The sequence below is a fragment of the Rhodococcus chondri genome, from assembly GCF_036327435.1.
In the GTDB taxonomy this organism is placed as follows: domain Bacteria; phylum Actinomycetota; class Actinomycetes; order Mycobacteriales; family Mycobacteriaceae; genus Rhodococcus; species Rhodococcus chondri.
In genome coordinates, this window is sequence record NZ_JAUZMZ010000143.1 from 1 (window position 1) to 11,968 (window position 11,968).

An 11,968-nucleotide genomic window follows, 5' to 3' on the forward strand; every position below is an offset into this window, starting at 1 on the left:
TGCGCGGATGGGCGGTGAGCGTGGGTGCCTGATCCATCAGGCTCTTCGGGAAGTGCTTTTCGAAGATGTCGGCCGGTTCGACCACGTGGTCGTCGATGCTGATCATCACCATGTCGTCAATGTTCATCGGGATCCTTCCTGCGCTCCACAGTGATGCCCGGCAGCGGCACCATCTGCAACGCGAAGCTTGTTTGCATGTACGAGAATTCGAGACACAACGAACCTCGCGAGCGCCGAGGGGCGGCCACGTGCGGGACCGTGATGATGCCGGTTCTGTAGAGAGTCGAGCTCCGCAGTTCGATTGAGAATCTCCTTCCCTGTTAAAGAGAAAGCTAATCTCTTTCTGTCGCAACCGCAAGGTTTCCCCGGGCTGTACGACGTGCTCGGGCCGCAACCTCGCGCGCGTTCTTCGGCGCCGATTTCGCTTGTGTCGCCCCGGGAATGCCTGCTTCACTCCGTTCGGGATGAATAATTCTCGAAAACGAGAATGCAATTGGCTCCGAATCGGTGAACGGTGCGAGTCGGAACCTGCACCCGGAGTCGAAAGTAAAGCGTCCTTGACATAAGATGTCAGGCACGCTTTACTTTTCTCGTGTCAGCGATCCCGCAAGGCAACAGGGTTCGGGAATACCGTAAGCGTGCCCGGCTCACACAGGCCGAGCTCGGCCACGCGGTCGGGGTCAGCCGGCAGAGCATCATCTCGACGGAAAAGAGCCAGTACGCACCCAGCGTGTACCTCGCTCTGAGGCTCGCCGCAGCGTTGGCCGCCACCGTCGAAGAACTGTTCCCGCTCACCGAGGAGAAACCGCAATGACCGTGTTCACCAAGGCGGCTCGCGTTGTCGGCGATCTGGACGACGACTTCTATCGCGACGAACGGCAGCGCGACGTCTGGAACGAGGCCTCTGCGGTGGGATTCCAGCTGTGCCAGTGGATAGGGCTCACCGCGGCCGCGCTCCTCCCATGGGTTGCCGGACGGCCGGGGGCGTGGACGGCGCTGGGTCTCCTGATCGCGTGGTTCGTGGTCTCGGCGGTAACCATGGCCTACGCCGGGTCGCGTGATGTCGACCTGTACACCACCACGAAGCTCTTGCGCCCCCGTGTCGTGGCCGCCGGACTGCTCTACATCGCCGCGGCGTTCGGAATCTTCGCTCGTCTCGAATGGGAGGGAGGAGGATTCGACCAGGATTCGGCCACCTGGGCGGGACGGATCGTCGGCGCGGCCGTCGGTCTTGCCCCGGCAAGTGTGGTCCTCGTCTGGTACCGGCGGAGGGTCCGCCGGCGCGAGACGCAGGAAGACGCCCGCGAGGCCAAGGATCTGTGACGGAGGTCCGGCGGCCGGACTCCGGCAGTTACAGTCGCGCCAGTGCGGCGACCGGAAGCGTGCCGAAGATGTCGCCCACACGAACCGTGCCCGAGAACCGTTGTCCGGTCAGCAGTTCCTCCCACTCACCTTCCGGTAGGTCGACGGTGGTGTCACCCCAGCCCGTGTCGGGCAACGACACCGTGTGCCGCGAGGACAGCGCGAGCACGTCGACCTCGTCCGCGGTGCGGCCGCGGCCGAACGCGAGCACGTGCTCCGCTGCGGCACCGGAGGCGAGCAGCGGAACGTAGGCGCCGCCGACGAAGATTTCCGGGCGCTCACGGCGTAGGTGCAGCGCGGTCCGAACCACCGTGAACTTCGCGGGCGCAGATTCCGGATCGGCGAGCAGTCGGCGCCGCTCGTCGAAGTCCACCGGGCGCCGGTTGTCCGGGTCGACGAGCGAGTCGTCCCACAATTCGGTGCCCTGATACACGTCGGGCACACCGGGACCGAGGAGTTGCAGCAGTTTCTGCCCCAGTGACGCCGCAGTGACATGGGGTTCGAGCCCTCCGACGAACTCGGTGAGGCCCGCACCGACGGGACCGTCGCAGACGGTGTCGATCCAGTCGGACACGGCCGTCTCGAACTCCTCGTCCACGTCGGTCCAGGTGGATCGAGTGCCGTTCTCCCGCAACGCTTTCTGTGTGTACTGGTGCAGGCGTTCGCGTAGCGTGTCGGTGACGTCACCGTCGACCGGCCACACTCCGAACAGCGTCTGCCACAGGAACAACCCGATCGCGGGGTCGGGGCTGGGAGCGAGGGTCTCCCACTCGTCGAGCCGGCCCGCCCACTCGCGCGGGACCTGCGAGAGCACCCCGATACGGGCACGCACGTCCTCACTCCGTTTGGTGTCGTGCGTCGACAGTGTCGTCATGGCCCGCGGCCAGTGCCGGGCGCGTTGCGCCCATGCCAGGTGGAATTCTGCGGCGGCGAGACCGAACCGGGCCGGCTGTCCGCCGACCTCCTGCAGCGACACCAGACGCGCCGCACGGTAGAACAGGCAATCCTCCACGGCCTTCGCCGTCGCGGCACCGCACACCTGGCCGAACCGGGCAGCCGCCTCACCACCGATAGCCAGTGCCCGCGCGAACACCTCCAGTGCGGGTGCGAGCCCGGGTTCCGCGCGTGAGACATCGCCGACGATCCGCGGCACCATCGTGGTCAGCGGGGCGTAGTCGGCCCGATACACCGGCACCTGCGCGACCACCGCGATCACTGCGGCACGCAGTAACTCTTCGGGGCACTCACGGTCGCCGGCGTCGCGCCGGATCGTTCGCACGAGCCGTCCCACCTCCGGCGCCAACCCGTTCTCGAGCACCGAACGCTTGAGATCGTGTTCGCGGGCGTGCAACCATTCCGCATCGCCCTCTGCTCCCGTGTACTTCCGGGAGACTGCATCGAGCGCCGATTCACCGCGTGGATCGACGAACACCGCGACGAGTTCGTTCAGTGCGTCGTAACCCGTCGTACCGTCCACGGGCAACGTCGCGTCCAGCGGCTCGCCCTCGGCGAGAATCTTCTCGACCACCAGCCACCGATCAGGGCCGATCAACTCCCGCAGGCTCGTAAGGTAACCGGAGGGATCGGCAAGCCCGTCCGGATGGTCGACCCTGACCCCGTCGACGAGGTCGTCGGCGATCCACGAGGCGACCTGGGCGTGCGCCGCATCGAACACGGAAGGGTCTTCGACCCGGACGGCAGCTAGGTCGTCCACGGTGAAGAACCGCCGGTAGCCGACCAAACCGGAGTTCCATGCCACGAGCCGATACGCCTGCCGCGCATGGATTTCGGCGGGAGATCCCTCGTCGGTGCCCGGTTCGATAGGGAAGCGCTTCTCGTAGTAGGCGAGCAGAGGTTCGTCGCCGGACCGGTCGACGGTCAGTTCGCGCACGTCGTCGTCCGAGCCGAGAACCGGCAATGCGATCTTGCCGTCCGCGCCGTTGTCCGGCGACAGGTCGAGGTCGAAGAACGATGCGTACGCCGAGTCGCTGCCGTGCCGCAGGACATCCCACCACCACGCGTTCTGGCGCGGATCGCCGACACCCACGTGATTGGGCACGATGTCGACGATCAGGCCCATCTCGCGGGAGCGGATCTCCCGCGACAGCGTTTCGAACCCGGCGCGTCCACCCAGGTCGGGGGAGACCGTCTCGGGGTCGACCACGTCGTACCCGTGGGTCGATCCGGTCGTGGCAGCGAGTACGGGGGACAGATAGACGTGCGAGACTCCGAGTCCGTCGAGATAGTCGACGAGCGCCGTCGCGTCGGTGAAGGTGAATGCGTCACCGCGCATCTGCAGCCGATAGGTCGAGAGCAGGGGCCGGCCGCTCACGCCGTCCTCCGCAGCACGAGCATCGATCGTGCCTCGACCCGCACGGGTTTACCCGCTTCGAGGGTCAGGTCGCGCAGGCCGTCCCCGACGGCGGTATCCAGCGCCACCGTCCACTCCTGCGCGTGCGGACCGTCGGGAGTCACGAAGTCGAGGGTCTCGTGATGGGCGTTGAAGCACAACAGGAACGAATCGTCGGCGACGCGCTGGCCGCGATGGTCCGGTTCGGGGATTCCGTCGCCGTTGAGGAAAACGGCCAGTGACTTGCCGAAGCCGCTGTCCCAGTCCTCGGGCGTCATCTCGTCGCCGCTCGGCGTGCGCCACGCGATGTCGCGCGACTGGTCGCCGCTGCGGATGGGACGGCCCTCGAAGAAGCGCCGCCGCCGGAATACGGGATGCGTGGTACGCAGCGCGACGACGTTCCGTGTGAACGCGAGCAGGTCGGCGTTCTCCTCGGCGAGTGTCCAGTTCATCCAGGACAGTTCGTTGTCCTGGCAGTAGACGTTGTTGTTGCCCTGCTGGGTGCGGCCGATCTCGTCGCCGTGGGCCAGCATCGGAGTGCCCTGCGAGAGCATGAGCGTGGCCAGGATGTTGCGCTGCTGCCTGGCGCGCAGCGCCAGTACCTCGGGGTCGTCCGTCGGACCCTCGACGCCGCAGTTCCACGACCGGTTGTGTGATTCACCGTCCCGGTTGTCCTCGCCGTTGGCGTCGTTGTGTTTCTCGTTGTAGGACACCAGGTCCGCCAGGGTGAAGCCGTCGTGTGCGGTGACGAAGTTGATCGATGCTCCCGGCCGCCGGCCCGTATCCTCGTACAGGTCCGACGAGCCGGTCAGGCGCGACGCGAACTCGCCCAGGGTGGCCGGTTCGCCACGCCAGTAGTCGCGCACCGTGTCGCGGTACTTGCCGTTCCATTCGGTCCACAGCCCGGGGAAGTTGCCGACCTGATAGCCGCCCTCGCCGACATCCCACGGCTCGGCGATGAGCTTGACCTGCGAGACCACCGGATCCTGCTGGACGAGATCGAAGAACGCGGACAGGCGGTCGACGTCGTGCAGTTCGCGCGCGAGCGTCGATGCGAGGTCGAATCGGAAACCGTCGACGTGCATCTCGGTAACCCAGTACCGCAGCGAATCCATGATCAGCTGCAAGGTGTGCGGGTGACGGGCGTTGAGGCTGTTACCCGTGCCCGTGTAGTCCATGTAGTGCGCCTTGTCGTCGTCGACGAGGCGGTAGTACGCGGCGTTGTCGATGCCACGGAACGAGATCGTCGGCCCGAGATGGTTGCCTTCGGCCGTGTGGTTGTAGACGACGTCGAGGATCACCTCGATGTCGGCCTCGTGGTACGCGCGCACCATCGCCTTGAACTCGGCGACCACAGCACTCGGCTTCGACGACGACGAGTACTGGGTATGCGGTGCAAAGAATCCGAAGGTGTTGTAACCCCAGTAGTTGCTCAGTCCCTGATCGAGCAGCACCTGATCGTGCATGAACTGGTGCACCGGCATCAGTTCGATGGCGGTGACCCCGAGCTCCTTCAGGTGGTCGATGATCGCCGGGTGTGCGAGACCGGCGTAGGTGCCGCGCAGATAGTCGGGAATGTCGGGGTGTGTCGCGGTCATGCCCTTGACGTGGGCTTCGTAGATCACCGTCTCGTGGTACGGCCGGCGCGGGTGACGGTCGGAGGCCCAGTCGAAGAACGGGTTGATCACCACCGTGGTCATCGTGTGCCCGAGTGAGTCGAGTTGGGGGAACGCTTCGGTACCAGGCGTGTCCGCCGGGTCGGTGATCATATCCGGCGCGTCCTCGTCCGCGGGGGCGATCTCGCCGCTGCCGGCGGTTTCCGGATCGGACGTCGCCGCGCCGGTCCCGCGGTCGCCGCTTTCGATGTCCCCGGTCCCGGGATCTCTGCTCTCGGTGTCTGCGCGTTCGCTGTCGCCGGTTTCGGTATCCTCCGCCGCCGCGTTCTCGTCGGCCGCCGAGCCGGGGAGGGCGTACGAGTAGAGAGACGCGTCGCCGTCGAACGTCCCGTCGAACGCCTTGCCGTACGGGTCGAGCAGCAGCTTGCTCGGATCGCACCGGTGCCCGCTCGCGGGGTCGAAGGGGCCGTGCACGCGGTAGCCGTACCGCTGCCCGGGCGCGACGGTCGGCAGGTAGGCATGCCAGACGTATCCGTCGACCTCCTCGAGAGGAATCCGGGTCTCGGTGCCGTCCCTCGCGATCAGGCAGAGTTCCACACGGTCGGCGATTTCGGAGAACACCGCGAAGTTGGTTCCGGCACCGTCGTAGGTTGCGCCGAGCGGGTACGGTTCGCCCGGCCACACGGGATACCGGTCAGGGGTGTCCTCGGTCGTGCTCGTATCGCTGGGCTCCATGACAGCCCACAGTAGCCGCCGCGGCCGCCTCGCTCACGCCGAGCGACGACCGTCACCACCAGTTGGTGATCGCCGCCAGTCGACGACCCAGATCAGGCGCCAGCGTGCGCACATAGGTCGCTGTGAGATGGTCGTCGTCCCGGTAGACCACCACATTTCCTTCCACGACACGACACACGTCGCGGCGGCACAGGGAATCGGACAGGTCCACCGGAAGGACCGACGGTAGGTGTGCGGAGGCGGCTTCGCTCGGATCGATGGGTTCGAGCATCTCCGCGCGAGGTACCGCGCACGAATCCGGGGTTCCGCCCGCGTCCAGGCAATCGACGGCGTTGAAGGGGACGCCGTCCCTCTCCAGCCACGGGGTGTCGCGGATCGCGATCACGTCGATGCCGTAGTCGGCGAGCGTCTCCCACAGCTCCACGTACCAGGACGGGGTGTGGTCGCCGGGTCCGTCTTCCCGCGCCTTGGGTCGTGTCGAGGTCGTGAACACGTAGTCCGGCGGGTCGGCGGCGAGTGCGGCGAGGACCCCGGCGGACCACGTGTCGCATTCGGCGGTCGGCGAATCCTCGTCGAGGGGTGCCGGACGAGCCGACAGCGGGCATCCGACCTTGAGGTAGGTGTCGACGCGGAACCCGTGCTGCTTGCCGAGGACGTCGAGGGCGGTCAGCCAATGCTCGGAATGCGACCCGCCCACCAGAGCCATCCGCCGTGTCGAGAGCGCATCGCCGTACGTGCACATCCGCGGTTCACGATCGTGCACGATGCAGCCCTCGAGAGTCGCCGACGGCAGATCCAGGTGAGCGGCGAGCAGAGGTGGGAACACAGGCCGGGGTACGACGTCGATGAACGGGGCGAGCGCCGCGGCACCCGGGTAGAGGTCGGCGGGAAGATCATCCGTGTGGGCGAGCACGTCCGCGGTGTGGTCCACGTGGGCCAGCCAGGTCGTCGCCAGGGCCGCGAGCGATACTCCGATCACCCCGAGACACGCGACGAGTGTTGTGCGCCCCCGGCCGGGCACCTGACGGCGTATCGGGTTCTCGATCCAGCGGGTGGTCGCCTCCGCGAGCACCAGCGACAGGGCGATCACGCCGAGGCCGCCGAGCAGTCCCAGTTCGGTTCGCTGTCGCACGACCAGGTAGCCGATCAGGACCGGCCAGTGCCACAGGTACAGCGAGTATGCGATGGATCCCAGCCGGATCAGTGGCGGTGTGGACAACAGCGTCGCGGTGGGGGTATCGGGTGCGTCCGTCCCGGACGTCGAACCGGACACGACGAGAACCATCGCTGCACCCACCGGCACCAGTGCCCACGGCCCGGGGAACTGGGCGCCGCCGTCGAGCACGAAACCACATCCGAGCAATACGGCAAGCCCGGCGATCCCCAGCGCGACGCGCACAGGACCCGGCACCCGTAGCCACGGCGCGACGCATGCCAGCACACCGCCGATCGTCAGTTCCCACATGCGCGCGGCGCTGTCGTAGTACAGCCACGACTGCGTCTGCGCTGCGGTGCTCGCGTAGAACAGAGACGCGACAGTGACGACGGCGAGGAGTACCGCCAAGGGCCCGCGGACCGGCAGTGAGAACCGGCGCAGTAGCCACGTCGAGGTGAAGACGACGACCAGCGCCAGGATGTAGAACTGGCCCTGCACGGCAATCGACCACAGGTGCTGGAGTGGACTCACCATCGGATCGGCCGCGAGATAGTCGCTCGCGGTCCGGGCGAGATGCCAGTTCTGCACGAATGTCAGCGATGCACGGGTCTGCTCGGCGACGCGGAACCACTGCGGTGACGGTAGGACGATCAGCGCTGCCACGGTTGTCGCCGCGAGTACGAGGACCAGCGGCGGAAGTAGGCGCCGAGCGATCCGTCGAAGCACCGGCCGCGGGTCGAGCGGAGCGGGCGATTCGCCGACGCGCAGCAGCGAACCGATGAAGAAGAACCCGGACAGGGCGAGGAACACATCCACGCCGCCCGAGACGCGGCCGAACCAGACGTGGAACACCACCACGAGGGCGATCGCGAGGCCGCGTAAGCCGTCCAGGTCGACGCGGTACCCAGGCCTGGCCGTCGTCGCCGACGATGACGACGCCAGGTCCGGGGGCGAGGTATGGACGGACATGCAACTTCCCTGCTACGAACGGACTCGACTGCAACTTCTCGGGCAAAAGGTTTCTGTGAACGTCGCGCACAGCAACCCTGGCAGACTACGTGCAGCCGGACGGGATTCTCCAACCGCTTACAGTCGTGCCGTGTCCACACTGTCCCTTGCCCCCGACCGGATCGCCGCCCTCGACGCTGCCCACCTGTGGCATCCGTACGGTGCGTTCCCGGCCTCTACGCAACCGTTGGTCGTCGATTCCGCCCACGGCACTCGGCTCGTTCTCGCCGACGGTCGCGAACTCGTCGACGGCATGAGTTCGTGGTGGTCGGCCGTGCACGGCTACCGGCACCCGGTGCTCGATGCCGCAGTCGCCGACCAGGTCGCGAAGATGAGTCACGTGATGTTCGGTGGTCTCACCCACGCCCCTGCGGCGCGCTTGGCCGAACTGCTCGTCGGCATCACCCCCGCCGGGCTGGACAAGGTGTTCCTGGCCGATTCCGGCTCGGTGTCGGTCGAGGTCGCGATCAAGATCGCGTTGCAGTATCAGCGCGCTGTCGGCCGGCCCGAGCGGCACCGGCTGATGACGTGGCGCGGCGGCTACCACGGCGACACGTTTGCTCCGATGAGCGTGTGTGATCCGGAGGGAGGCATGCACTCGCTGTGGACGGACGTCCTGGCCCGTCAGGTCTTCGCGCCGGCGCCGCCACGGCAGTTCGATCAGGGATACGTCTCGGAGTTCGAGAAGATCCTCGTCGAGCACGCCGGCGAGTTGGCCGCAGTCATCGTCGAGCCGGTCGTGCAGGGTGCGGGAGGTATGCGCTTCCACGACGCCGGTTATCTGCGTGAACTGCGGAGAATGTGCGACGAGCACGGCCTGCTTTTGATCTTCGACGAGATCGCGACCGGTTTCGGTCGGACCGGTGAGTTGTTCGCCGCGGACCACGCGGCGGTGTCTCCGGATCTCATGTGCGTGGGCAAGGCGCTGACGGGCGGATATCTCACCCTGGCCGCGGTGCTGTGTACCTCGGTGGTTGCGGAGGCGATCAGTGCCGGTGAAGGCGGTGGGGTGATGCACGGGCCGACCTTCATGGGTAATCCGCTCGCGTGTGCGGTGGCCGTCGCTGCCGTCGAGCTCCTGCTCTCCCGCGATTGGCGCGGTGAGGTCGCGGCGCTCACCGAGGGGCTCGTGGCCGGGCTGGCTCCTGCCCGCGATCTTCCCGGTGTGTCGGATGTGCGTGTGCTCGGCGGAATCGGGGTCGTCGAGATGGCCGAACCGGTGGACATGCGCGCCGCGACCGCGGCGGCGGTCGAGGCGGGGGTGTGGCTCCGGCCGTTCCGGAATCTCGTCTATGCGATGCCGCCGTACGTGTGCACGCCCGACGATGTGTCCCGGATCTGCACCGCGATGGTCGCCGTGGCGCGGAGCTGAGGTCCGCCTCTCGCGACTTGAACGGTGTTCAAGTATGGTTCGGTGCCATGACTGCTTCTGCGTGGCTCGACGGCACCTCCGCGCTCACGTGGCTCGACGGCGCTGCGGCGGCCCGGCGCGATGCGGGTCTGCATCGCGATCTGGCTCCGCGCACACCCGAGGCCCCGATGATCGATCTCGCTTCCAACGACTATCTCGGCCTCGTCCGCCACCGCGAGGTGATCGCCGGCGCCACCGCCGCACTGCGTCGGTGGGGAGCAGGCGCCACCGGATCTCGTCTGGTCACGGGCACCACCTCCGAGCACGCCTCGCTCGAGCGCGAGCTCGCCGACTTTCTCGGTGCCGACACCGGCCTCGTGTTCTCGAGCGGATACGCCGCCAACCGCCCGAGCCCGCCGCGACACCCTGATCGTGTCCGACGCGGGTTGCCACGCATCGCTCGTCGACGCGTGCCGTCTGTCCCGGTCCCGGGTGCACGTCTCACCGCACGGCGACGTGGCAGCGGTGGAGGCCGCGCTCGCCTCCCGCCCCGAACCGCGAGCGCTCGTACTCACCGACTCGGTGTTCAGCACCGACGGGGATCTCGCACCCTTGCGGGAACTGCACCGCGCGTGTCGCGCCCACGGGGCGCTGCTCCTGGTCGACGAGGCCCACGGCGTGGGGGTGCGCGGAGCCGGGGGCCGCGGACTCGTGCACGAGGTGGGACTGGCCGGTGAGCCCGACGTGATCGTCACCGCGACCCTGTCGAAATCGCTTGCCTCCCAGGGCGGAATCGTTCTCGCCGATGCTCGCGTGCGTGAGCACCTGATCGACACGGCACGCACCTTCATCTTCGATACCGGTCTCGCACCGGCGGCGGTCGGCGCCGCGCGCGCAGCGCTGCACGTGTTGCGCGCCGAACCGGAGCGAGCCGCGGCGGTGCTCGGGCATGCGCATTATCTGGCCGGTCTGACCGGTGCCCACACTCCCGAATCCGCGGTGGTATCGGTGATCCTGGGCGACCCTCGTGTCGCGCTCGACGCGGCCGGCGAGTGCCGGGCCCGCGGTGTGCACGTGGGCTGCTTCCGACCGCCTTCGGTGCCCGAGGGCACGTCCCGCTTGCGGCTCACCGCGCGCGCGAACCTCACCGCGCAGGATCGGGAGGTCATCGAGCAGGTACTGGGCACAGTTCTCACCGGTGCCCGGGTCGCCGGAGCGCGACCGTGAGCGTCGTCTGCGTCACCGGCACCTCGACCGGGGTCGGCAAGACCGTGGTCACGGCGGCACTGGCGACGATCGCCGACGCGGCGGGCATGCGGGTCGCGGTGTGCAAGCCGGCGCAAACCGGTGTCGCCGACGGCGAACCCGGTGATCTGGACGAGGTTCGTCGTCTCGCGGGTCCACGGATCGCCGTCTTCGAACTCGCCCGCTACCCCGAGCCGCTCGCACCCGACACCGCCGCCCGGCGAGCCGATCTGCCCCTGCTCCGGTTCGACGAGGTCGTGGCCGCGCTCGAGGAGATCGACGCGAGGCACGATCTGACACTCGTCGAAGGCGCCGGGGGAGTGCTCGTGCGGCTGGGAGAGGACGGATTCACACTGGTCGACGTCGCGGTGAGTGCGGCCGCGCCGGCCGTCGTGGTCGCCGGTGCAGCGCTGGGCACGCTCAATCACACCGCGCTCACGGTTGCGGCCCTGCGCGCTGCACGAGTGCCCTGCGCCGGAACGGTGATCGGATCCTGGCCACAGGATCCGGGACTTGCCGAGCAGTGCAAGCTCGAAGATCTGCCCGATGTCACCGGTGTGCCGCTCCTGGGCGTTCTCACTGCCGGCAGCGGTGGGCTCGGCGCAGCGGAGTTCTCGGCCCGGGTGCGGCAGTGCCTCGAGGGAGCTCCCGAGAGCTTGCCGGTGCTCGCGAGGATCTGAAGTGCGTCGAGCGGGGACATGCCGAAACCGTTCTACGAGAAGATCCTCGGCTCGCCGATCCCCCGGCAAAACGACGCCCCGCCGCCCGATCTTGCCGTACTGTGAACACGATCACATCGTGTCGGCCGGCGTCGACGTGCCGACCGCCCGGCTCGGAGGTACGGATGACCACCACCGAAATGCAGGACCTGCAACGCACCATGGCGCATCTGCGTCAGTGTGTCGGGGCGCTACGCACGCGGTACGGGAAGGCCGCTGCGGTAGAGCGTTTGTCGAACGATCTCGATCGCCTCGAGATCGATGCGCGCGACCTCTCCGAGAGGCCGCCCATCGAAGTGCACGCTCGGGCCGGCGAACGTATCCCGGTTCCGGATGCGCCGTACGACGACGCGCTGTTCCGCGGGCCCGACTGCGACGACGAAGGCCTCGGCGGCCTGCACGGGGAGCGGTGAGCGCCCCGGAGGC

General features: G+C 67.7%; 8 protein-coding genes and 1 pseudogene. 6 read left to right on the forward strand and 3 right to left on the reverse strand.

Going from position 1 to position 11,968, the window contains the following annotated elements; all coding sequences use genetic code 11:
- Positions 1–592 precede the first annotated feature (592 nt).
- Positions 593–814 carry a helix-turn-helix transcriptional regulator gene (locus Q8814_RS20110; RefSeq protein WP_330153766.1) on the forward strand — a complete coding sequence of 74 codons (222 nt, stop codon included), beginning with the start codon at positions 593–595 and terminating at the stop codon, positions 812–814.
- Entirely contained in the window at positions 811–1,323 is a 513-nt protein-coding gene (locus Q8814_RS20115) for a DUF2029 domain-containing protein (RefSeq protein ID WP_330153767.1), read from the forward strand. Before Q8814_RS20110 ends, Q8814_RS20115 begins: the two co-directional genes overlap by 4 nt.
- Positions 1,324–1,351: 28 nt before the next feature.
- Here Q8814_RS20115 and treY read toward each other — a convergent pair whose 3' ends face one another.
- The 3 genes from treY to Q8814_RS20130 are packed head-to-tail and all read right to left on the reverse strand — an operon-like array spanning position 1,352 to position 8,188.
- Positions 1,352–3,694, reverse strand: a complete 2,343-nt coding sequence (treY, locus tag Q8814_RS20120; RefSeq protein ID WP_330153768.1) for a malto-oligosyltrehalose synthase — start codon at positions 3,692–3,694, stop codon at positions 1,352–1,354.
- Positions 3,691–6,063: a glycogen debranching protein GlgX gene (gene glgX, locus Q8814_RS20125; protein WP_330153769.1), complete on the reverse strand. Its 2,373-nt coding sequence runs from the start codon at positions 6,061–6,063 to the stop codon at positions 3,691–3,693. The genes treY and glgX overlap by 4 nt, the downstream gene beginning before the upstream one ends.
- 52 nt (positions 6,064–6,115) lie before the next feature.
- Complete coding sequence (locus Q8814_RS20130) at positions 6,116–8,188, reverse strand: acyltransferase family protein (protein WP_330153770.1); 2,073 nt, start codon at positions 8,186–8,188, stop codon at positions 6,116–6,118.
- Positions 8,189–8,327: 139 nt separating this feature from the next.
- On the opposite strand from Q8814_RS20130, the gene Q8814_RS20135 reads away from it, so the two are divergent.
- From Q8814_RS20135 to Q8814_RS20150, 4 genes and pseudogenes are all read left to right on the forward strand, one after another.
- A complete protein-coding gene (locus tag Q8814_RS20135) occupies positions 8,328–9,599 on the forward strand; it encodes an adenosylmethionine--8-amino-7-oxononanoate transaminase (protein WP_408015948.1) in 1,272 nt (423 codons plus the stop codon).
- 47 nt (positions 9,600–9,646) lie between these two features.
- A pseudogene (locus tag Q8814_RS20140) lies at positions 9,647–10,805 on the forward strand (8-amino-7-oxononanoate synthase).
- Complete coding sequence (bioD, locus tag Q8814_RS20145) at positions 10,802–11,503, forward strand: dethiobiotin synthase (protein ID WP_330153772.1); 702 nt, start codon at positions 10,802–10,804, stop codon at positions 11,501–11,503. The pseudogene Q8814_RS20140 and the gene bioD overlap by 4 nt, the downstream one beginning before the upstream one ends.
- Positions 11,504–11,667: 164 nt before the next feature.
- A complete protein-coding gene (locus tag Q8814_RS20150; protein WP_330153773.1) occupies positions 11,668–11,955 on the forward strand; it encodes a hypothetical protein in 288 nt (95 codons plus the stop codon).
- Positions 11,956–11,968: the final 13 nt, after the last annotated feature.